Annotated in this window: 25 protein-coding genes; 6 read left to right on the top strand and 19 right to left on the bottom strand. The window is 62.9% G+C overall.

The features are described from left to right. Window positions 1-33 precede the first annotated feature (33 nt). The 6 genes from SZ64_RS07230 to SZ64_RS07205 all read right to left on the bottom strand — a co-directional run bounded on the left by SZ64_RS07230 (window position 34) and on the right by SZ64_RS07205 (window position 4,687). Complete coding sequence (locus tag SZ64_RS07230; RefSeq protein ID WP_054530198.1) at window positions 34-774, bottom strand: molybdopterin-binding protein; 741 nt, start codon at window positions 772-774, stop codon at window positions 34-36. Beyond that, entirely contained in the window at window positions 771-1,466 is a 696-nt protein-coding gene (locus SZ64_RS07225) for a cytochrome b/b6 domain-containing protein (protein WP_054530197.1), read from the bottom strand. The genes SZ64_RS07230 and SZ64_RS07225 overlap by 4 nt, the downstream gene beginning before the upstream one ends. Beyond that, entirely contained in the window at window positions 1,463-2,227 is a 765-nt protein-coding gene (locus SZ64_RS07220; RefSeq protein ID WP_054530196.1) for an SDR family oxidoreductase, read from the bottom strand. The genes SZ64_RS07225 and SZ64_RS07220 overlap by 4 nt, the downstream gene beginning before the upstream one ends. Before the next feature lie 293 nt (window positions 2,228-2,520). Beyond that, entirely contained in the window at window positions 2,521-3,411 is an 891-nt protein-coding gene (locus SZ64_RS07215; RefSeq protein WP_054530195.1) for a hypothetical protein, read from the bottom strand. Between the two features lie 10 nt (window positions 3,412-3,421). Next, window positions 3,422-3,931, bottom strand: a complete 510-nt coding sequence (locus SZ64_RS07210; protein WP_054530194.1) for a hypothetical protein — start codon at window positions 3,929-3,931, stop codon at window positions 3,422-3,424. Window positions 3,932-4,048: 117 nt separating this feature from the next. Further along, window positions 4,049-4,687: an MOSC domain-containing protein gene (locus SZ64_RS07205; protein WP_156313563.1), complete on the bottom strand. Its 639-nt coding sequence runs from the start codon at window positions 4,685-4,687 to the stop codon at window positions 4,049-4,051. A gap of 115 nt (window positions 4,688-4,802) precedes the next feature. On the opposite strand from SZ64_RS07205, the gene SZ64_RS07200 reads away from it, so the two are divergent. Then, the gene (locus SZ64_RS07200; protein ID WP_054530193.1) at window positions 4,803-6,269 is read left to right on the top strand and encodes a carotenoid oxygenase family protein; all 1,467 of its coding nucleotides are present in this window, start codon (window positions 4,803-4,805) and stop codon (window positions 6,267-6,269) included. A 202-nt stretch (window positions 6,270-6,471) separates the two neighbouring features. Here the strand turns inward: SZ64_RS07200 and SZ64_RS07195 are convergent, their stop codons facing one another. From SZ64_RS07195 to SZ64_RS07185, 3 genes are all read right to left on the bottom strand, one after another. Continuing rightward, window positions 6,472-7,674 (bottom strand): amidohydrolase family protein, encoded by a 1,203-nt coding sequence (locus tag SZ64_RS07195; protein WP_054530192.1) that lies wholly within the window; start codon window positions 7,672-7,674, stop codon window positions 6,472-6,474. Between the two features lie 150 nt (window positions 7,675-7,824). Continuing rightward, window positions 7,825-8,202: a glycine zipper 2TM domain-containing protein gene (locus tag SZ64_RS07190; RefSeq protein ID WP_054530191.1), complete on the bottom strand. Its 378-nt coding sequence runs from the start codon at window positions 8,200-8,202 to the stop codon at window positions 7,825-7,827. Window positions 8,203-8,340: 138 nt separating this feature from the next. After that, window positions 8,341-8,928 carry a class I SAM-dependent methyltransferase gene (locus SZ64_RS07185; RefSeq protein ID WP_054530190.1) on the bottom strand — a complete coding sequence of 196 codons (588 nt, stop codon included), beginning with the start codon at window positions 8,926-8,928 and terminating at the stop codon, window positions 8,341-8,343. Window positions 8,929-8,992: 64 nt separating this feature from the next. On the opposite strand from SZ64_RS07185, the gene SZ64_RS07180 reads away from it, so the two are divergent. Next, entirely contained in the window at window positions 8,993-9,850 is an 858-nt protein-coding gene (locus SZ64_RS07180; protein WP_241773000.1) for a PhzF family phenazine biosynthesis protein, read from the top strand. A gap of 103 nt (window positions 9,851-9,953) precedes the next feature. On the opposite strand, the gene SZ64_RS07175 is transcribed toward SZ64_RS07180, so the two are convergent. Then, window positions 9,954-10,550, bottom strand: coding sequence for an FMN-dependent NADH-azoreductase (locus SZ64_RS07175; RefSeq protein WP_054530189.1), 597 nt, complete (start codon window positions 10,548-10,550; stop codon window positions 9,954-9,956). 38 nt (window positions 10,551-10,588) lie between these two features. On the opposite strand from SZ64_RS07175, the gene SZ64_RS07170 reads away from it, so the two are divergent. Next, window positions 10,589-11,038, top strand: a complete 450-nt coding sequence (locus SZ64_RS07170) for a helix-turn-helix domain-containing protein (protein WP_199797069.1) — start codon at window positions 10,589-10,591, stop codon at window positions 11,036-11,038. Window positions 11,039-11,053: 15 nt separating this feature from the next. Here SZ64_RS07170 and SZ64_RS07165 read toward each other — a convergent pair whose 3' ends face one another. Both SZ64_RS07165 and rlmN read right to left on the bottom strand, forming a co-directional pair. Further along, window positions 11,054-11,383 carry an SMR family transporter gene (locus tag SZ64_RS07165; RefSeq protein ID WP_054530187.1) on the bottom strand — a complete coding sequence of 110 codons (330 nt, stop codon included), beginning with the start codon at window positions 11,381-11,383 and terminating at the stop codon, window positions 11,054-11,056. A gap of 153 nt (window positions 11,384-11,536) precedes the next feature. Further along, entirely contained in the window at window positions 11,537-12,847 is a 1,311-nt protein-coding gene (gene rlmN, locus SZ64_RS07160; protein ID WP_054530186.1) for a 23S rRNA (adenine(2503)-C(2))-methyltransferase RlmN, read from the bottom strand. A 210-nt stretch (window positions 12,848-13,057) separates the two neighbouring features. Here rlmN and SZ64_RS07155 point away from each other — a divergent pair, with 210 nt between their 5' ends. Further along, complete coding sequence (locus SZ64_RS07155) at window positions 13,058-13,720, top strand: outer membrane beta-barrel protein (protein WP_054530185.1); 663 nt, start codon at window positions 13,058-13,060, stop codon at window positions 13,718-13,720. A gap of 81 nt (window positions 13,721-13,801) precedes the next feature. Here the strand turns inward: SZ64_RS07155 and SZ64_RS07150 are convergent, their stop codons facing one another. Continuing rightward, a complete protein-coding gene (locus tag SZ64_RS07150) occupies window positions 13,802-14,305 on the bottom strand; it encodes a hypothetical protein (protein ID WP_054530184.1) in 504 nt (167 codons plus the stop codon). A 216-nt stretch (window positions 14,306-14,521) separates the two neighbouring features. Here SZ64_RS07150 and SZ64_RS07145 point away from each other — a divergent pair, with 216 nt between their 5' ends. After that, window positions 14,522-15,151 (top strand): OB-fold-containig protein, encoded by a 630-nt coding sequence (locus tag SZ64_RS07145; protein ID WP_054530183.1) that lies wholly within the window; start codon window positions 14,522-14,524, stop codon window positions 15,149-15,151. Window positions 15,152-15,168: 17 nt separating this feature from the next. Continuing rightward, complete coding sequence (locus tag SZ64_RS07140; protein WP_054530182.1) at window positions 15,169-16,905, top strand: flotillin domain-containing protein; 1,737 nt, start codon at window positions 15,169-15,171, stop codon at window positions 16,903-16,905. A gap of 192 nt (window positions 16,906-17,097) precedes the next feature. On the opposite strand, the gene SZ64_RS07135 is transcribed toward SZ64_RS07140, so the two are convergent. The 6 genes from SZ64_RS07135 to SZ64_RS07110 all read right to left on the bottom strand — a co-directional run bounded on the left by SZ64_RS07135 (window position 17,098) and on the right by SZ64_RS07110 (window position 21,381). Beyond that, window positions 17,098-17,637 (bottom strand): NADAR family protein, encoded by a 540-nt coding sequence (locus SZ64_RS07135; RefSeq protein WP_082384724.1) that lies wholly within the window; start codon window positions 17,635-17,637, stop codon window positions 17,098-17,100. Window positions 17,638-17,795: 158 nt separating this feature from the next. After that, window positions 17,796-17,999, bottom strand: a complete 204-nt coding sequence (locus SZ64_RS07130) for a hypothetical protein (RefSeq protein WP_054530181.1) — start codon at window positions 17,997-17,999, stop codon at window positions 17,796-17,798. Beyond that, complete coding sequence (locus SZ64_RS07125) at window positions 17,999-18,178, bottom strand: DUF4169 family protein (protein ID WP_054530180.1); 180 nt, start codon at window positions 18,176-18,178, stop codon at window positions 17,999-18,001. The genes SZ64_RS07130 and SZ64_RS07125 overlap by 1 nt, the downstream gene beginning before the upstream one ends. A 2-nt stretch (window positions 18,179-18,180) precedes the next feature. After that, entirely contained in the window at window positions 18,181-18,675 is a 495-nt protein-coding gene (locus SZ64_RS07120; RefSeq protein ID WP_054530179.1) for a GreA/GreB family elongation factor, read from the bottom strand. A 62-nt stretch (window positions 18,676-18,737) separates the two neighbouring features. Next, window positions 18,738-19,115, bottom strand: coding sequence for a hypothetical protein (locus SZ64_RS07115; RefSeq protein ID WP_156313562.1), 378 nt, complete (start codon window positions 19,113-19,115; stop codon window positions 18,738-18,740). A 295-nt stretch (window positions 19,116-19,410) separates the two neighbouring features. Further along, the gene (locus tag SZ64_RS07110) at window positions 19,411-21,381 is read right to left on the bottom strand and encodes a lytic transglycosylase domain-containing protein (protein WP_054530177.1); all 1,971 of its coding nucleotides are present in this window, start codon (window positions 21,379-21,381) and stop codon (window positions 19,411-19,413) included. Window positions 21,382-21,406: the final 25 nt, after the last annotated feature.

Genomic DNA, 21,406 nt, shown 5'->3' with positions numbered 1-21,406 from the left:
CAAGTCCCTGTCAATCGGCTGGCGTCTGTCAAATCAGATACCGGCATACCATTGGTAACCGGTGCGATCTTCCCAATAGCCGCCCTTGCCGGAACCGATCTCGTCCAGGCTGGCGACTGCTTCGATCCCCCTGAGATATTTGGCGTGTTTGTAGCCCAATTGCCGCTCGATCCGCATGCGCAGCGGGGCACCGTTCTTCACCGGCAGCGGTTCGCCATTGAGGCTGTGGGCGATGATCGTCTGCGGGTGGAAGGCATCGATCAGATCCACGCTTTCATAATAGGCACTGCCGTTCAGCATGTCGGCGCAGTGGAACACGATGAAGCGCGCTTCCGGCCGGAGGCCGGCCTTTTCAAGGATATGCGCCAGTTGCGGCCCGGTCCACTGGCCGATGGCGCTCCACCCCTCCACGCAATCGTGGCGAGTGATCTGGGTGCGCTGGGGCAGGGCCTTCACATCTTCCAGAGTGAGCGAGAGCGGCGTGGCGACAAGCCCGGTCACATCCAGCCGCCAATCGGCAAAGCCCGCTGCGACATGGGCCTTGTAGGCCTCGTCGTCGGGATCGGTCGTGCCATTGCCGCGGAAGACGGGCGAAATATCGTCCAGCTGGAACTCCGGGGCCAGCGCCTTGCGGCGGCCCAGCAGTTCATGCAGGCCCTTGTTCCAGTTTTCCACCGAGGAAAGCAGGGAGGAAACCGGCCCGCTTTCCGCCAGTTTGGAACAGCCCGTGGCGAAAAAGGCCATGGCGCCTGCGAGGACGGAGCGGCGCTTCATGGCCTATCCTCCTTCACTCGCCCGCCGGTGATCATGTCGCGGATCTGGCCGATGGGGCCGGAAAGCAGCACCAGCACCACATGCAGCAGCAGGAAACCCACCAGCGTCCATGCACAAAGGAAGTGGATCGAGCGCGCGCTCTGGCGGCCGAAGAAGATGTCCAGCAGCCAGGGCCAGTTGGCATCCATGCCCGGGCTCATGGCAAGGCCGGTGAAGATCATCAGCGGCAGCAGGATGAAGATCACCACGCCGTAGCTCAGCTTCTGGAGGAAATTGAACTTCGTGCCGTGATGTTCGAAATCCAGCCTCAGATGCTTGACGATATCCTCGCGGATCGCGGGCCAGCGCCATTCGGAAAGGCGGGTTACCAGATCGCGCACGAAATGCCGGTTCACCAGCGAAGCGAGCATGAACAGCAGCAGCCCGAAGGCGAAAGGCCATGCGAACAGCAGGTGCCAAAGGCGCGCTTCGGCAAGGCTGTAATAGCCGGGAATGGTGATCCAGTTGGGGAAGCGGATCAGATGCAGCCATGCCTCCGAGCGCTCGAAGCCCCAGGCGCCCCAATAGAGGCGGGGGTGGGCGTTGGAGATGCCAAGGCCCGACATGAACAATACCACCAGGCACACGGCATTCAGCCAGTGCCACAGGCGCGTTGTCAGGGCGTGTTTCCTCTTCGGGGCGGGCTTCTTCAAGGCCGGTCCTCCTCGCGGGCTAGATAGAGCACATCGCGAGGCTGGGAAAGCAGATGCTGGCCGGAATCGACGAACAGGGTGGTGCCGCTTTCCAGCCAGCCCTGTGCGAGGAAATAGGCCGCATCGGCCACTTCCTTCGCGCTGGTCAGGCGATTCAGCAGGTTGAGGCGGCCCGATACTTCGAATTCCTGCGGCGTCTGGTCATGGCTGGGCAGGATCGCGCCGGGGGCAAGGCCATAAATCCGGTCGCGCCGGCGCCGGTCGGCCATTGCCAGCATGGGAATGGTGGCGGCCAGCGCGTGCTTGCTCATGGTGTAGGAGAAGAAATCCGGGTTCGGATTGGCCAGCTTCTGATCGGTGATGTCGATCACCTTGCGCCCGGCGGGGCTGCGCGCATTGGCGAGGAAGGCCTGCGACATGCGCACCGGCGATACGGCATTGATGCGCATGGAAAGGCGGCTGGTTTCAGGGTCCAGCCCGGTTGCTTCGTCCGGCACGAAGATCGAGGCGGAATTGACCAGCACCCGCCAGTCCGGCAGCCGGGCGGCGAGGCTTTCGATCATGGCGATGGCCGCTTCGCTGTCGATCAGATCGCACACCACCACTTCGGCCGAGGGCAGGGCGGCGGCCAGCACATCGGCCTCGCCGCGAGAGCGATTGCAGTGGATCACCACATGCCAGCCATCGCTGGCGAACCGCCGCACGATCGCCGCGCCGATCCGTTTCGCACCGCCGGTTACAAGGACAGCGGGCCGGGTCATGCGCGGCCAGTCATGCGGGGAGGGGGGTGTTACACGTGTTACACCCTCCTATGGGTTGGATTCCGAGGGGGTGGGTCGGGTGAAATTCCCTGCCTTTTCGGGCGTTTGGGTGTGACCTTTGGCGGTGGTAAATGGGGCGCTTCATCCAGGGCAATGGACCATATTTCGGCCGTGTAGGAAAGGCGTGATTGGGGGAAATGCGCCCACAATATTTCGTCATTCCCGCGCACGCGGGAACCCAGTTCAACGGCTGCTGCTGGGTTGCCGCTTTCGCGCGAATGACGAAGGTTGGTTTAGCAGTCCCCCACCCGATTGGCGTGGCCTTCGATGAACAACCGCCCGCGGCCGCCCAAGCCATCCGTTTCGAGGATTATATCGCCGGAAAAGTTGTATGAAGTAGAACCCCTCGTGATCCCAAGAGTGGAATCCGCGATGGAGCCATGGCAGCTCAGATTGACCGAGGACCCATTGGGCGCCGAACCGGTGCAGCCGCCGGTTCCGCTAATCTGCTGGGCGATGATGCGGCCGAGATTGTAGTCCTTCTTGGTCTGGTCGATGCAGAATGTTCCGCTGTCGTTAAAGGTTCTGGCGCGCGTCGAGAAGGAATACAGCCCCGGCGCCAGCCCGCTGGCGGTCTGGACCGCGCTCGTGCCGCCGCCTGCAACTGTTCCGGCCGGGCCATAGGCGGCGTCGGCCAGCCTGGCATACATGCGGATCTGGGCCTGGATATTGGCTGCGGTCACACCCCCGCCCAGGCTGACATAATGGACCGGCGCGATCGTCTTCTGTCTCTGGAAGGTTTCGGAATTGGCGTGGACGCGGACGAAGGACTGGGATTCGTTCAGGCTGCGCGCATAGGCGGCGACATCCGCCACGCCCACGGCGGCGGGGTTGAAAGGCTCGATCAGGAAGGCGGTGCAATACCATTCGCCATCCTCTTTCGTGCATTCGGTGCTGTTGAGGCGAAATTGCAGGCGCCGCCCGTCGGGCGCCTCGATCACCGCCCAGGGGCTCACACTGTCGGGGTGATAGGAATCGACCCAGACATAACCCATATCCTCGACCAGCTTGCGCAACTGCGCCGTATCGAATTCCCCGATCAGGTCGGGCCCCGGTGCCGCGCCCAGCAGCAGCAGGGAGGCGAGGGCGGGCAGCAAGCGGATAGGCTTGGTCATCGCGGTCATTGCGCGCTCCTCAATTCGCGGCCAGCATCTTGGCCAGATCGGCCACATCGCCATTCATTTGATGAATGTTGACCGCCAGCGCCACGATGGTCATCCCGCCTTCCAGCAGCACCAACCGCTTCAGCGCCACCCAATCGTCCTTCATCACCACCGCCACACCCACGCGTTCCTCGGTGTTGAACTGGTCGACCACCTGCTGGACCCCGGGCTTGCCGCTGCTCTTGACAGTGGCCATGATGTTGACTGCCTCGCACAGCCGGGCGCCGCCATGCGCGGGGGGCGGGTTGCATTCCGCGCCGCCCAACACGATGGGCACTCCGCTGCCCGCCTCCACCACCAGCACTTCGCCGGCAGCGTTCGGCTGTGATGCGGTAACGGTCCAGCCCATCTGGCCTGCCACCCAGCGGATCGGTTCGGGATCGTAATGGTCGATGATTTCATCGCCCCGGTCGGTCTGCGCCCGCGCCTCTGCCGGGGCCAGCCACAGGGCGGATGCGAGGAGTACAGCGAGAAGCAGCACGGGGCTTGGCGTGTGGGTTCTTAACATGACGCAATGGACCATATTTCGGCCATGTGGGAAAGGCGAGATCAGGCGCAGTACACTCACCACAATCGTCATTCCCGCGAATGGGGAGTATCACCCAACCTTGGCCGCAGCCCTTGTCCGCCATTCGGGCGAAAGCGCATCCAGTTCGGCAAGTTCCGCCAGTTCGCCGAGATCCGCGCCCTTGTGGAACATCAGGGCGAACACCCGCTCGACGCTCCAGCCCTTGTGGCCGGGTGTCTCCAGCACGAAGCTGTCGCCCGCGGCCACCGTGCCCGGTTCAAGCACGCGGTAGTACCAGCCGCAGCGGCCGCTTTTCAGCACGCTGGCGGTGATGCCCTTGCGCTCGAACTTGTGGTCGATCTTCCAGCAGGGCTGGCGGCCCTGGCTGACTTCCACCAGTGCGCTGCCCAGGCGATAGCGGTCACCGATCAGCACGGTGCTTTCAGTCAGGCCGAGAGTGGAGACATTCTCGCCAAAGGCGCCCGGCGCGGCGAGCAGCGGATGGCCGTCCAGTTCTTCGCGCCAGCCTTCGTAATGGTCCAGCGGATAGTGGTGCACTGCCATATGCGTGCCGCCGTGATGCACCCGGTCTGCCTGTTCGTCCCCCGCCAGACCCATCGGGCCGACCGCAACGGGGCCGGGGGCGGGCTGTTTGGCGATGGCGCTCTTTTCCTCGCCGCGAAAAGGCACGGGTTTGCCGGTGAGGATGGCTTCGATCCGGTATGCCACGCGCTGTCTCCCGCAAAAAATCCCTGCCGCTTTCGCGCGTTTCTTGCGCCAGATCAATTCGCTCCGAAAGCTACTCGCTAGATTGATGAAATATCAATGAACCTGGAGAGTTGCCTTGGCTCACTATCCCGACACACCCGGCTTCACCGGCGTGCTCCGCCCCATCCGCCTTGAGGGCGATATTCTCGACGTGGAGATCGAGGGCGAGATTCCTTCCCAGCTCAACGGCACTTTCCACCGCGTCCATCCCGATGCGCAATTTCCGCCCAAGTTCGAGAACGATCAGTTCTTCAATGGCGATGGCATGGTCAGCATGTTCCATTTCCATGACGGCAAGGTGGATTTCAAGCAGCGCTATGCCCAGACCGACAAGTGGAAGGCAGAGCGTGAGGCAGGGCGGAGCCTGTTCGGTGCCTATCGCAACCCGCTGACCGACGAGGACAGCGTGCAGGGCATGATCCGCGGCACGGCCAACACCAATGTGATGGTCCATGCGGGCAAGCTCTATGCGATGAAGGAAGACAGCCCCTGCCTGATCATGGACCCGCTGACGCTGGAGACCGAGGGTTACACCGATTTCGGCGGCAAGATCAAAAACCAGACCTTTTCCGCCCATGCCAAGATCGATCCGGTGACGGGCAATTTCTGCAATTTCGGCTATGCGGCCACCGGCCTGTTCACCACCGATTGCAGCTATTTCGAGATCGATCCCGAAGGCAATGTGCTGTTCGAGACCTTCTTCACCGTGCCCTATTACTGCATGATGCACGATTACGGCCTGACAGAAGATTACGCGATCTTCCACATCGTGCCCTCCACCGGCAATTGGGACCGGCTGAAGGCAGGCAAACCGCATTTCGGCTTCGACAAGACGCTGCCTGTCTATCTGGGCATCCTGCCGCGCGGCAGCGGGGTGACGAACAAGGACATGCGCTGGTTCAAGGCGCCCAAGACGATCTTCGCCAGCCATGTGATGAACGCCTTCCAGAACGGCACGAAGATCCACTTCGACGTGCCGCAGGCCGAAGGGAACAGCTTCCCCTTCTTCCCCGACATTCATGACGACAGCTTCGATCCGGTGGCGGCGCTGCCCTATCTGCACCGCTGGACGGTGGACATGGGATCGAATGGCGAGGAGTTCGAATCCGTCGAGAAGCTGACCGACTGGATCGACGAATTCCCCCGGATCGACGAACGCTATGTCGGCCAGCCCTATCGCCATGGCTGGGGGCTGGTGATGGACCCGGAAATGCCGATGGAATTCCTGCGCGGGCGGGCCTCGGGCTTCAAGATGAACAAGATCGGCCACTGGGACCATGCCACCGGCAAGCAGGATTTCTGGTGGGCCGGGCCGCAGTCCATCGTGCAGGAACCCTGCTTCGTGCCGCGCCACAAGGATAGCGCGGAAGGCGATGGCTACATCATTGCCTTGGTGGACAATCTGATCACCAATTACAGCGATCTGGTGGTGCTGGATGCGCTGCACATGAGCGAGGGCCCGATTGGCCGGGCCAAACTGCCGATCCGGATCCGTTCCGGCCTGCATGGCAATTGGGCGGATGGATCGAAACTGCCGAACTGACGAAATTCCGAGTGGGGCAGGGAAGGCCGCGTTTCCGATAAGGGAGCGCGGCCTTCTTCTTTTTCCCTCGGCAAACCCCCGCTCAGCCTGAGCCTGTCGAAGGCCACGCGCCAACGGCCACCCAGCAGGGGTGCCTGGCTGACGGTTTCCCGTGGCCTTCGACAAGCTCAGGCTGAGCGGGGGAGGTCGGTGAGCGCGGCCCTTACGCCGCTACAGCCTCCCGACCGATGGCCAGCTTGCCCAGCACGGTCGCCTTGCTCAGGTCCAGCCCATAGAGCTTGGCCGCATTGCCGCCGACGATCTTGCGCACGTCTTCCGGGTTCATGTGGCCCATCGTCCTGGCGATGGTGGACTGGCTGTTCGGCCAGATCGAATCCGGGTGAGGATAGTCGCTGGCCCACAGGAGATTGTTCGGCCCCCAGAATTCGAGCAGCCGCATGGCTGTGGGGCTCTGCTGGAAGGTGCCGTAGACCTGCCGCTGGAACACTTCGGAAGGCTTCATCTTGTGCGGGATGCCGCCCTTGTCGTCCCAGTAATCGGCGCATTCCCACAGGCGATAATGGCGATAGTCCAATTCCTCGACCACCCAGGGAACCCAGCCCACGCCGCTTTCGGCGATCACGATCTTCAGGCCCGGATGGCGTTCCAGAATGCCCCAGGCGAACAAATCCACGAAGGGATCGAGGAACTGGTCGATGAACATCTTGGCGTGAAGGAAGGTCGCGCCCGGGCTGCCCTTGTATTTGTCGAACGCCTTGGTGGCGGAAGGGAACACGGTGACGTGGAACGACAGGACGATGCCGGTTTCTTCCAGCAGCGCGAAAAGCGGTTCCCAGCGCGGATCTTCAAGGCGCGGTTCGGCCACGGCGATCTGCAGATTGGCCTGCTTCACGCCGCCGCGCTTGGCGAGGCGCTTCAACTCGTCAATCGCCGGTTCGGGATGCGGGGGCAGCATGGCCACGCCGATCAGCCGGTCTGGCGCGGCGGAGCAGAAATCTTCGTAGAGCCAGTCATTGAAGGAGGAATAGCAGGCGCGCATCAGCGCCTCGTCATCGGTCTTGATCGAAGTGACCGGGCCGAACACCAGATGGCCCCACACGCCGTCGCGGTCCATGTCTTCCAGCCGCAGCTTGGGATGGCCGGCGCGCAGCTGCGTCGTGTCTTCCACGCCGCCGCGATCATAGGCTGTCTTGATCGGCTTGGGGCCGGGGCCGAAATTGAACGGCTTGCCCGACCACATGCCCCAGCTCTGGCCGTCGCACACCCAGTGGCAACCGCGCTCGTTCTCTTCGATATGCGGCGCACGTTCGCCCCAGCTGGAGGCCATGCGGCGGGTCCACACATCGGCGGGCAGCATGTTGAGGTCGAGATGATCGTCGCAGGAAACCAGCGGCGTTTCGATCATGGGGGTCTCTCCGAAAATTATTGCTTAGCTTGCTCTCGACATGGCAGGCATGGTCGCGACGCGCAATGGCAATAACACGAAAAGGCAAAGGGCCGCGCAGCTATTTCACCACGCAGCCCTTCGTTGTTTCAGCTTGTGGAAGGCTGTGCCTTAGCGGCAGCGAGCCTCGCCACGGTCGATCTCGCGGCCCAGCAGACCGCCGATGGCGGCGCCCAGAATGGTGCCGACGGCACGATCGCCCTCGGTATCCACCGCGCGGCCGACCAGAGCGCCACCTGCGGCACCGATGATCAGGCCGGTCGTGCCATTATCGCGCTTGCAGTAATAGCGGCCATCGTTCCCGCGCCAGATGCGATCGTTGCGGGAAACGCGGCGCGGTTCGCGATAGCGGCCTTTGCTGTCGTAGATGTCGTGGCCGTGCTTGTCGCGATAGCCGTAGGCCGGGGCGTGACGCGGCGGGTCGGCAGCGGCGGGAACGGCGGGGAGAACCAGGCCGGCGGCCGCAATGGCCATCATAAACTTCTTCATGGCTCGATCCTTTCCTTGCTCGATCAAATCCAATGACCACGGTTTCGTTCAGACTGGCAAAACCTTAGCTGAACAAACCGTTGGATTTGCCGACAGGAGCCGAGCCGTGGATTTTGAGCGGCAGGTGGAGGCGGAACGCTATTTCCGAGCCGTTACTGAGTGCCAGATGGTGGGCGTGCCGCCGAAGCTGCCGCCCTGCGTGGTGACGAATCCCAGTTCCGCCCAATCGGCCGCCGTACGATAGGCTGCTTCAAGATCGGCCACGGATAGGTAGCTGTAATACCTTCCGAAATCGTCTCGGTGCCCGCCATCGCCGCCCTTGTAATTGGCATAAAAGGGCGCGCCGGGCTTCAGGGCGCGGTGAATACGGGCGAGGATGCCGGGCAGATCGGCCAGCGGGACGTGGAGCAGCGAGGCATGGCACCATGCTGCGTCATACTCGCCTTCGGCCTCCAGTTCCTCATACAGCATCACCGGCACGGGCCGGCCGATCCGCTCGCTGGCGAGCTCAGCCATTTCGGGCACGCCGTCACTGGTATCAACGTCGAAGCCGCGCTCGATCATGCGCTGCGCATCGCGCCCGTCACCGCAGCCCAGCTCAAGGATACGCGCGCCGGGGGCGAGGCCATCGAGAAAAGCATCGAGTTCGGGGCGAAGCTCGCGGGGCAGGGCGGCTGCCCATTCGCGCGAACGCGTGCGGTAGAATTCGGCGGTCTGCGGGTCCATGGTGAGGGTCTAGGTGATCGGCCCCGTCATTGCGAGTGGCTGTTCTGAAGAAAGGCGTTTCCCGGTGAGTGACCCCATCCTGCTCGATCTCGTCGATGTTTTCGGCTCCGCCCCGCTCAAGGGCAATCCGTTGGCGGTGGTGCGCGGGGCGGATGGCTGGAGCGGGGAACAGATGTTGCGGCTGACCCAGTGGCTCGGCTTTTCGGAAACGACCTTCCTCCTGCCGCCCACCGATCCGGCGGCGGATTACCGGGTGCGGATATTCTATCCGGCAGGCGAATTGCCCTTTGCCGGGCATCCCACTCTGGGCACGTGCCATGCGTGGCTGGAAGCAGGCGGCAAGCCGGGCCGGGATGGCGTGGTGGTGCAGGAATGCGGCGTGGGGCTGGTTGAAGTGAAGCAGGACGGCGCGATGCTGTCCTTCTGCGCACCGCCGCTGCTGAAGGGCGGAGAACTCAGCGCGGAAGAACGCGCCGAAGCCGCGCGGATTGCCGGAGTAGAAGAAGGTGCCATCGTCTCCGCCGTCCATGCCGATAACGGCCCCGGCTGGAAGATGCTGCGCCTGCGCTCGGCAGAGGATGTGCTGGCGGCCAAGCCTTTGTCGCGCGCGCCTGTGCCGACCGACATTGGCCTGGCGGGACCCTGTGCCGAAGGATCTGACGCCGCGTGGGAAATCCGCGCCTTCTTCGTCAACGACAAGGGACTGCTGGTGGAAGACCCGGTGACCGGCAGCTTCAACGCGGCAGCGGCCATGTATCTGTTCGGCACCGGCCTCGCGCGGGAAAGCTATGTCGCGGCGCAGGGCCGGATGGTGGGCGCCGATGGGCGAGTGTTCTGCTCGGTGGACAAGAACAATGCGGTGTGGGTCGGGGGCAGGGTGGCCACGATTTCCAGCGGGGGCGTGGTGCCCTCATTCGGATAGTCGTCATTGCGAGCGACCGCAGGTCGCGCGGTAATCCAGGGCCGTTATGTCCGGACCCTGGATTGCTTCGCAGGCTTCGCCTCCTCGCAATGACGAAGAGAGATCAGAGCTTCGCGATCTCTTCCTTGGCTGCTGCAATCGAAGCCGCGCGGACTTCCGGGCCGTAGCCGATCTTGTCGGCGCGGATGAATTCGACATTGTCGACGCCGATGAAGCCGAACATGTCGCGCAGGTAGGTTTCCTGATGCTCCATCGGGCCGTCGAAACCATATTCCCCGCCGCGCGAGGAAGCGACGATCACCCTGCGGCCGCCGGCAAGGCCCTGGGGGCCGGCTTCGGAATAGCTGAAGGTCACACCCGGCACGCCGAGACGGTCAAGCCATGCCTTGAGCGAGCTGGGAATGGTGAAGTTATACATCGGCGCGCCGATCACCACCACGTCGGAAGCCAGGAACTGGTCCAGCACTGCACGTTCGGCGGGGAAGGCAGCAGCCATTTCGGGGGTATGCGCTTCAGCCGGCATGCGGATGGCGCCGGTGGTCACATTGGTGAGGTGCGGCAACGGGTTCGATTCGAGGTCCAGAACCGAGACTTCAGCACCGGGATTCTTGGCCGTGAAATGATCGACGATCGCCTTGGTAAGTTCGCGGCTGACCGAGTTCGGGCCGGTCGTGGCGCTGTCGATATGCAGAATCTTCATCTGGAATTCTCCGGTAACAAACGATAACCAAGGGCCATATGGAAACTACTACCACTCTCGCGCAAGAAGGCACTTTATTGTCCGATAGGAACATCGATGTTCCCATGGAGGCCTTCGTCGCCCTCGACGTGCCGCATAGCGGCGCCTGCCGGACCGTTACCGAAGTGCTCAGCCGCGTGGGCGACAAATGGTCAATGCAGGTGGTGATGTGCCTCGATGAAGGGCCGGTGCGCTTCAACCAATTGCGCCGCGCGATTGACGGGATTTCCCAGCGCATGCTGACCCGCACCCTGCGCGGGCTGGAGCGGGATGGGCTGGTGAGCCGCGCGGTCACACCCAGCATTCCGCCGCGGGTGGATTATTCGCTCACACCGCTTGGCCATTCGCTCAAATGCCCGGTGAAGGCGCTGGGCGCCTGGGCCGTGACCAATCGCGAAGCCATCGCGGATGCGCGCGCGAAATTCGATGCGGAATGCGACGAGGATTGATGCACCTGCGCCGGTTCAGTGCGCGGCGGTTTTCGAAAACACGTTCATCACGATGACGCCGGCTGTGATCAGGCCCATGCCGATCAGGGCCGGGCTGTCGAGCTTCTGGCCCTGAAGCAGCCATGCCACGGTGGTGATCAGCACGATCCCCACGCCGGACCAGATCGCATAGGCGACCCCTGTGGGCACAGTGCGCAGCGTGAGCGACAGGAAATAGAAGGCAATGGCATAGCCGATCACCGAGCCGATGGTTGGCAGGGGTTTCGAAAAGCCGTCTGCCGCCTTGAGCAGCGTTGTGGCGATGACTTCCGCCACGATGGCGATCAGCAGATAGATATAGGGCATGGCGCAGGGATAGGGCGGGGTTTCCGCCCTGTCACGCAAGATAGCGGCAGCTTTACTTCAGATCACTTCGTCATTGCGAGCGTAGCGAAGCAATCCAGAGCGTAACGCGTTGGGCCCTGGATTGCTTCGGGCCGCTGGCCCTCGCAATGACGATTATCCTTGCGGAAAATCCGCTTCCAGTGCGGCCTGTTTTTCCGCCGCGAGCCGGTCCAGTTCGGCGCGGCTCTTCTTCTCGGCGGCGGTTTTCAGCTGACCGCAGGCGGCATCGATGTCGCGCCCGCGCGGCGTGCGCACGGGGGCGGAAATGCCCGCTTCGAATACGATGTTGGAAAAGGCCCGCACCCGTTCCGGCGAGGAACATTCATAGGGCGCGCCCGGCCAGGGGTTGAACGGGATCAGGTTCACCTTGGCGGGCAGCTTATACTGCTTGATGAGGCGCACCAGTTCATGCGCGTCTTCGTCGCTGTCGTTCTTGTCCTTCAGCATCACATATTCAAAGGTGATGCGCCGGGCATTGGAAGCGCCGGGATAGTCGGAACAGGCCTGCAGCAGTTCCTCGATCCCGTATTTGCGATTGATCGGCACGATTTCGTCGCGGATTTCCTTGCTTACCGCATGGAGCGAGACGGCAAGGTTCACGCCGATTTCCTCGCCGCAGCGTTCCATCATCGGCACCACGCCGCTGGTGGAAAGGGTGATGCGGCGCTTGGACAGGGCCAGCCCGTCGCCATCCATCACCAGACGCAGCGCATCACGCACATTATCGAAATTATACAGCGGCTCGCCCATGCCCATCATCACGATGTTGGTCAGCAGGCGCCCGTCGGAGGTGTAGCTGCTTTCGCCTTCGTCGCTGTCCTCGTCATAATCGAGGCCGGCCATGGTGGCCATGCGCAGGTCGTTCGCACCCTTGGGCCATTCGCCCAGCGCATCGCGCGCCAGCATGACCTGACCCACGATCTCGCCCGGCGTGAGGTTGCGCACCAGCCGCATGGTGCCGGTGTGGCAGAAGCGGCAATTGAGCGTGCAGCCCACCTGGCTGGATACGCACAGAGTGCCGCGATCCGCATCGGGGATGAACACCATTTCGAAATCGTGCCCGTCCGCCGTGCGCAACAGCCATTTGCGGGTGCCGTCGGTCGAATGCTGGGCTTCCACGATCTGCGGACGGCCGATCACGAACCGCTCGGTCAGCCAGGGGCGCATGGTCTTGGCGATGTCGGTCATCGCCTCGAACTCGGTCACACCGCGATGGTAGAGCCAGTGGAATACCTGCTTGGCGCGCAGCTTTGCCTGTTTCGCATCGAGTCCGGCCTCGGCGAAGAGTTCGGCAATGCGGGCCTTGGGCAAGCCGATCAGGTCGATACGGCCATCCTCGCGCGGCGTGATGTCGCGCGCGACGGGAACCGGGTCAAACTGACCGGGGATCGGGATAAGCGGAGTGTCTGTCACAATGCGCCGCATATAGGGGGAGTTTCGTCGCGCGCAAAGGGCGCTGGCGGCAGGGCGTTCCGGGCATCTCGCCGCCTGAGAAGCACAGTTCAACCACAGGACGATGTGGCTGAATTACAACAATAATTTTGTTGCCTCAGGTTCATCTGGCGAGGGCATTTTCGGTCTCACCCAACAAGAAGCGCGGCAGACCCGCCGCGTGAAAAGCAAGGGAGTGAACCCATGAAGAAGACGTTTTTCCTCATCGCTACCGGCACCGCAGCGGCGATTGCCGCCCCTGCCGCCGCCCAGGAACAGACCGATGCCTTCACCGGATTCCGCCTCGAAGGTCTGGTCGGTTATGACAGCGTGCGGCCCGGCAGCACCGAGGATATCGATAATGCCGACGATCTCGACCAGTCGATCGACGACGTTACCTACGGTGTCGGCGTAGGCTATGATTTCAATGCCGGCGGCGTGATCCTGGGCGTCGAAGGCGAGTGGATGGAATCGCAGGCCAGCACCGAATATGACACGGCGGCCTTCTCGGGCTTCGGCGTGGCCAATGCCGATGCCGGGCGAGACCTTTATGCAGGCGTCCGCGTGGGTGTGCCCATCGGGCCTTCGGCCATGGTCTATGCCAAGGGCGGCTACACCAATACCCGCTTCAATGTCCTCGCCACCGACAATACGACGGACACGGAAACCGACGTGGATCTGGACGGCTGGCGCCTTGGCGCAGGCGCGGAATTCGCCCTGACGAAGAACGTCTTCCTCAAGGGCGAATATCGTTATTCCAATTACGCGAAAGGCGAGGCCGAGGCTCCGAGCGGACTGGAGAGCGATCGCTTCGATGTCGATCTCGACCGGCATCAGGTTGTTGCGGGCCTTGGCGTGCGCTTCTGATATTTCGGATCAGCACGGAAGCGCACATGCCGCGGGCCGGGAGCAATCCCGGCCCGTTTCGCATGGTCGGGCGAAAGCGGCCTAACGCAGTTTCGCGCAGCCCACGGTGGCCGCATCCATCGCGGTGGCTGCTCCCGACAGGCTATAGCGGTCCGTAAAGCTGGCTCCGTTGCGATCGCGCGCGGTCAGCGTCATCCCCCCGGCAGAGCGCATGGCGGCGATGATAGCGGCATCCATCTTGCGATCCTGTGCCCAGGCATCCCCGCCGCCGCCGGTAAGCTCGAAAGCGGTGCCCCGGCCCACCGTCAGCACGATCTTGCTCGCCGGGCTGACATTGCGGGACAGGCGGAAATGGATCTGGTTGCGCAACTGCCGCTTCGGCCATGTGCCGACGCTGGCGAAGGGCTGGTAATCATGTGCTGCGCCTGAGTTCAGGGCCATGGCGATGGCATAGCAGCGCGGGGTCTGCGGATCGCGAAAGGCGCCCCAATCGGAAAACACGCCAAGGCTGTCCTTCGCCGCCAGAGGGGCGGCAAGCAGGCCAGCGGCAAGGGCGGGCAGAAGGACAGGCAATCGCAAGCGCATGGCCGCTTCCTACCATCCGGAGGGCAGGCGGCAATGCGGTTCCTGCGGCAAGGTGCGGGGCGATAAGGACTTATCCGTATCGGTACGGAATTCGGCGGCGGCTCATCCGGTTATGCTGGATTCTTCGCCCCCGTGCCGGTTCAATGCCGCCAGCCGCCCGCTCGGGGTGACGATTCGGAGGGGGGAAATGTCCGGATTTGCGGCGAGGGGTTCGGCATGAACCTACTTGCAGACCACAATCTGCCATTCATGGCGGCACTGGCGGTAATGCTGCTGCTGGCGCTGGCGCAGCTGTTCGGCGCGCTGGATTTCGACAGCGAGGCGGGCTTCGACGCCGATCTGGATGGCGACGGCGATCTCGGCTTTGTCGAAGGGCTGCTGTCGCTGTTCGGGATCGGCCGGGTGCCGTTCACTGTCTGGCTGGCGCTCTTCCTGTTCCTGTTCGCGGGGCTGGGTGTTGGCATCCAGTCGCTGGCGCAGGGCCTGCTGGGCGCACCGCTGGACCGCTGGCTGGCCGCGGCCCTTACCGTGGTGCCCGCATTGCCGGTAACCGGACTGGTCTCGCGCCCGCTCGCCCGGATCCTTCCGCGTGACGAGACGAGCGCCGTCACTCTGGACAGCCTCGTGGGTCGCCGTGCCCGGATCGTCACCGGCAAGTCGCGGGCCGGTTCGCCTGCCCGCGCGCAGGTGCGCGACATTCACGATCATCCCCATCACGTGATGGTCGTTCCCCACGAAGATGGCGCCGAGATCGGGGAGGGCGAGGAAGTGCTGCTCGTCCGCCGCGAGGGTGAAACATTTTACGGCATAGCCTTGCAGGATCGCCGGCTGGCGCCTGCCGACTGAATTACGGGAGTATTGGGATGGATAATCTGATCGAAGTCGGCATCTGGGGAGGATCGGGCTTTCTCGTCGTCCTCATCATCGGCCTGACGATCACCAAGCTGTATCGCCGCGCCACCAAGGAAGTGAGCTTCGTGCGCACGGGCTTTGGCGGGGAAAAGGTGATCATGAATGGCGGCGCGCTGGTGCTGCCCGTGCTGCATGAAACCATGCCGGTGAACATGAACACCGTGCGGCTGGCGGTGGAACGCAAGAACCAGGACGCGCTGATCACGCTCGACCGCCTGCGGATCGACGTGAAGGCGGAATTCTATGTCCGCGTGCGCCCGGATGCCGGTTCCATCGCCATGGCCGCACAGACCTTGGGCCAGCGCACCATGATCCCGGATGCGCTGAAGGATCTGGTGGAAGGCAAGTTCGTCGACGCTCTGCGCTCGGTCGCGGCAGGCATGACGATGAACGAATTGCACGAACAGCGGGCGGAATTCGTGCAGAAGGTGCAGCAGGTTTCTTCCAACGATCTGGCCATGAACGGTCTGGAACTGGAATCGGTCTCGCTCACCGGCCTCGACCAGACGAGCATCGAGCATTTCAACGCCAATAACGCTTTTGACGCCGAGGGTCTGACCAAGCTGACCGAGCAGATCGAACTGCGCAAGAAGGCCCGTAACGACATCGAGCAGGATACGCGCGTTCAGATCGAGACGAAGAATCTGGAAGCGGCCAAGCGCAGTTTCGAGATCAGCCGCGACAATGAATTTGCCCGGCTGGAGCAGGAACGCGAAGTGGAAATGCGCCGCGCCGAACAGGCGGCGGAAATCGCCCGCCAGCAGGCCGAGCGCAATCAGGAAGCGGAAGCCGCGCGGATCGAGGCCAAGCGTGCGATCGATTCCAACCAGATCGATGCCGATCGCTCGGTCGAACAATCCCGTATCGCTCAGACCCAGGCGCTCGAAATCGCGCGGCAGGAACAGCAGATCGCGGTCCAGAACAAGAGCCGCGAGGAAAGCCAGGCCCGCGCCGAGGCGGACGAAGCTCGTGCCAAGGCCGTTGCCGCCGAAGAAGGCGTGGTGACCGCGCGCGAGACCGAAGTGGCCGAGCGTGACAAGCGCATCGAACTGATCGAGGCGGCCAAGGCGGCCGAGCGCGAGGCGATCCGCATCAAGGTGCAGGCCGAGGCGGAACGCGATGCCGCAACCAACCGCGCCGAGGCCCTGCGCCGCGAGGCGGAAGGTCAGGCCGATGCCGAAAAGCTGCGCGCCGAGGCGGACCGGGTGCGGTTCGAAGTGGAGGCAGCGGGCCAGCGCGCCGTGAACGAAGCGGCCAATCTGCTCTCGATGGATCAGATTTCGCTCCAGACCAAGCTCGCCCTGCTCAAGGTTCTGCCCGAGCTGGTGCGCGAAAGCGCCAAGCCGATGGAAGCCATCGAATCGATCAAGATCGTGCAGGTGGACGGGCTTACCCAGAAGGCCGGGGGTAGCAGCACGGCAGCCCCTGCGGCGGGCGGCGGCAGCGGAAATCTGGCGAATGACGCAGTCGCCGCCGCACTCGCCTATCGCGCGCAGGCCCCGGTGCTGGACGGGCTGATGAAGGAACTCGGGCTGGATGGCAGTTCGCTGAATGGACTGGTGAAGGGACCGGCAGAGGCGGAAGTGCCTGTTCCGGCCAGCCGCACAGCGGTCGTGGCTTCGGAAGTGAAGCCGGCCAAGACGAAAGGCGCAGCCAAGCCAGTTGCGGCTGATGAAACGGACGGGTGAGTGATACGAGGGGGGGGAGGGCAGCGCTCTCTTCCCCCTTCCACTACGTTCGTCCTTAGCTTGTCGAACGCCAGGGAGCAGGGATTCTTAGCGCTTTGGCGGAAATGGAACGAGAATCTGCGATCTTCCCAACCCGTCATGCTGAACTCGTTTCAGCATCCATCCTAAGCTCTAGAGTGGTTGGCGTACATCCTAAGCAGGCGCTGCGAAAAGATCATCCCGTACCTTGGTCAGGATCAGCCCCAAGAGGTTTTGGCCTCGCCATCGGTCGGGAGAGTGCCCAAGCGGATCATTGACCTCGCGGCCAACACCCCAGATCCAATCCCGTGGGTTTGCCTCAACCAACATCGCCTTACCGGTATTTCGAAGTTGCCTGAGTGCTCCTGCATTCTGGCCAAACTTCGCTATGTTCCCACGATAGACGATATCGATCTTCCACTCGTTCCACTTCTCGTGCTGGAAGCCTGAAACCATCTGACCCAATCGTTTTTGCGTGCTCGGATCGGGGCTCGCCAGAATTTGTTGAGCAATCTCCAGATCGCCAAACAGATTTGCTTTCGCGAACATCATCCATTGCTCAGCAGTAACGAAGGACTGATCATGAAGGTTGAAAGGCGTAAAATGCCATTGGCTGAACACACCGTTCAAGAACGGTACAAAGGTTTCAAAGTTGGCCGGATCGGGCAGCGCGGCATATCCCACAGCTGGCTTGTCAAACTTAATTGCCTGCATTGCGTATTCATCCTCACGGTGAAGCGGCATGCCACGCTGTGAGAAAGCCCGCAATGTTGCTGTATTTACGACTGGCAGGCTTTAGCTAGGCGTAGCCGTGCCCGACAAGCCGGTGTCAGAATATGACCTTGCAGCCGCAAGTGACTTCAGCGGATGCCCTATCCCTCGATCAGGTCCAGCCAAGCCACCACATCGTTATCCGTGGCGATGAACAGGCCCTCCTGCACTTCTTCGGGTTGAGCGGCGGCGATGCGCATGGCTTCTGCCAGCGGGCCGTAGAACAGGGTTTCCGCCGCGCCGCCTTCCATGGCGTCGCTCAGGTGATAGAGGCGAACGGTCGCCTCTTCATAAGTGGTACGCATCAGTCGCGCTCCAGCTTTGCGCCGTCCAGCGCTCGCCCGGCTCGTTCCGCTTCATCGCGCTGAATGGATTTCTCCGCCTTGGTCTGGCCGAATTTCGCGCGATTGGCTGCGGCCTGATCGGCCTTCCCCGTGCGCGCCTTGGCCTTGCGGGCCATGCGCAGATTGACGATCTCGGCCATGGTCAGGCCGCCCTTTCTTCGGGATAGGAAATCTCCACCACTTCCCATTCCTTTTCCCCGCCCGGCAGGCGCACGCGGCGCAAATCGCCCACGGAAGCGCCGCGCAGGGCGCGGGCGATGGGGGCGCTCCACCCGATCTTTCCGGCGGAGGGGTCTTGCTCGTCATCGCCGACCAACGTCAACGTACGTTCCTCGTCATCCTCATCGGCAATGGTGACGGTCGCGCCGAACCAGGCGCGGCTTTTATCCGATTGTTCGGAAGGTTCGATCACCCGCGAGGATTTCATCCGCCGAGCGAGGAAAGCCAGTTCGCGGTCGATCTCGCGCATCCGCTTGCGGCCATAAAGGTAATCGCCATTTTCACTGCGGTCGCCATTGCCGGCGGCCCAGCTCACGATCTCCACGATGGCGGGCCGTTCGGTGCCCAGCAGGTGGTCGTAACGCGCCTTGAGTGCTGCAAGGCCGGACGGAGTGATTGGATTGGTGCGCGGGTCCATTGGCCGGGCCTTAGCCCAGGTCACACCTTCCATCCAAGCCCGGCCCTGCAGATCAGCGTCGATCAGCCGGGGCTGTCATTATCGTCGCAGAAGCTGAAATCGAACACCCGACACAGGCCGGGATTGTCGATCCCGGCGCGCAGGAAGAAGTTCTCCAGCCGGTCGATAAGCCGTTGGGGAAGTGGAAGGGGGAAAAAGCCGCCGCCACCAAAACCGTTGCCCATCCCGCCGCCGAACAGGCCTGATCCCTGGCGGCCTTGATTGCCGCCGATCACGGCAGGCTGACGCCCCACGGAACCAAAGCTCTGAGTGGAGACATAGGGCCGGCTGGGAAGGGATGCGGCCGACCTCGTTTGCGGCGCAGCCATGGCCGGTTGCGCCGATAAGGCGAGCGTGGCTGCCAACCCGAGTGACAATCCCGCGATTTTCATTCTGCTCATCGCAGCCTCCTTCTGGCTAAGCCGATCACGCGCAGCCGCGCTGCCCCGCGGGCAGCGGTGCTTACCTCTTCCGAAAAATCGTGCATTTTGCGGCTTTCGTGCCGCTTGTCAGACCCTCGCAGGGGCTGGTTTATCGTGGCCTGATGGAACTGGTTAAAGCACCCCGGTCACGATCAAATAATATGCGATTGCCCCGGCGATGTCTCTGTAACCTGCCGCGCTAACAGCTCCGTTTGCCCGGAAATCAAACGGTTCGTCGCAAAAGCTGAGAGACGGGCTGTGCTTCCCGCCGCGTTCAGCCCGGAGTCGATTTGCCCAGAAACTGGCTGATCCCGCGCGGGCGGCCAAGGCTGGCCTTGCCGGGATTCATCGCTTCGTAGACCACTGCGTTTTCCAGCACGCGCTGGACATAGTTCTTGGTCTCGTAGATCGGGATTTTCTCGATCCAGTCGATCCAGCTGATGGAACCGGTGCGCGGATCGCCATTGGCCTTGAGCCATTTGTTCACATTGCCCGGACCGGCATTATAGGCCGCAACCGCCAAGGGATAGCTGCCGCCGTAATAATCCAGCATGCGGCGGATATATCCTTCGCCAAGGCGGAGATTATATTCAGGATTATCGACCAGCGAGGCGGAGAGATATTCGATCCCCAGCTTGCCCGCCTGTTCGCGCGCGGTGCCCGGCATGAGCTGCATCAGCCCACGTGCACCGGCATGGCTGACCGCGTTCTGGGCGAACTGGCTTTCCTGCCGGCTGATCGCGTGGATCATCGTCCAGTCGGTTGCCGCGGGCGTGGGAACTGTGGGGAAGGCGAGGGCCGTGAAATCGGAGTTGCCGCGTGCGGCTGCCTCGTCCCCAAGGATCACTGCCAGATCGCGCCGGCCGATGTCGCGTGCAAGTTCTGCCACCAGTAGCAGATCTTCCCGGCTTTCCGCCTGCCCGGCAATCGCGCGGTAGAAGCGGATGCCGACCGACCATGGCGCATCGCGCGCCACTTCGCGCACGGCACGGGTCAGTGGCCGGGAAAGGAACTCGGCGCGTTTTGACGGGTCGGCATTCAGCAGCGGACCCTGAGTAAGGTCAGGCATGGGCAGGCCCAGCCTTTCACGCGCCAGCATGCCATAGAACCTGTCGGGATAGATCGCGGCCTGTTCGAAATAGCGCTTTGCGGATGCTGTATCGCCCGCACGAGTGGCGGATAGTCCGGCCCAGTAGAACCCTTTCGAGCGGGTGTAGGGCGTGCGGGCAGCCGCGCCATAGCGGTAGAACAGCGGGGCGGCGCTGGCAGGCTCGTTCAGCTCCCACAGCGCCTTTGTTCCGCCAAGCCACATCAGCGAGGTGTAATCGTCACGCAGGCCATAGGAGAGGTCGGAGATATCCTCGCCAGGCGCAAAACCGTCATCGATGGAGGCAGCGATGCGTTGGGCAGCGCGGGCACCGCCGGCCTTTGCCGTCGTCAACAGCTCTTCCACCCAAGCATCCCGGTCCAGCGGGAGCGTGGCGAGCATTGGCCGCGTGGCAAGCAGGTTCACTGCATCGGGCGTGCGTCCGCCCTTGCGCAGCTGGCGCACCACATTGAACACATAGCCAGGGTCTTTCAGCGCCTCGATCCGCCCGCCGGGCAGGTCGAACGCACTCGGATCGATGCCTTGTGCGGCGGTGAGCCGGGCGCGGAAAACCGCCTGCCGGGAGGGGGAGGTGCGGCCCAGTTGCCGCGCGGCGGCATCGGTGTCCCGCGCCCACAACAGCGCATCCATGCGCGCGTCCTGATCCTGCGCGGTGAATCGCGCGCCATAGATCGCGGCGAGAGTCGTTTCGGCAAGCTGGCTCATCGAACCGCCGCGCCATGCCGCGCGCGCCGCCTCCGCCGCTTCGCCCCGCCCGGCAGCATTAAGCGCCAGAGCATATTGCGCACGCGCCGGATTGGTCTGGGGTGGATAGCGGTCGAAAAAGGCGATCAGGCGGGACTGGTCGACCGGATCGGTGGCCAGTTTGGCTTCCGCATAGGAGCGCAGCTTGCCTTCATCCGGGAAGCCCGGATTGGTGAGGATGAAGCCGGCATAATCATCGAATGTGAAGCGCGAACTGGCAGTCAGCTGCTGCCAACGGTCAATCGCCTGGGCCATCGGGCCGGGCTGCGTGGCGACAAGCTGGGCGCGGGCGCGATCCCAGTCGGCAGCGTCTTCCGCGGCCACAGGCGCAGACGCGCTGAGGAAAGAACTTGCGAGCAGTGCGATGGAGGACATGCGAAGCATGCTGGACATCGTGGGCATTGCCTCCTTATCAGGC

The organism is Erythrobacter sp. SG61-1L (assembly GCF_001305965.1).
Classification (GTDB): Bacteria; Pseudomonadota; Alphaproteobacteria; order Sphingomonadales; family Sphingomonadaceae; genus Andeanibacterium.
This window is presented reverse-complemented; position numbering and strand designations above follow the sequence as displayed.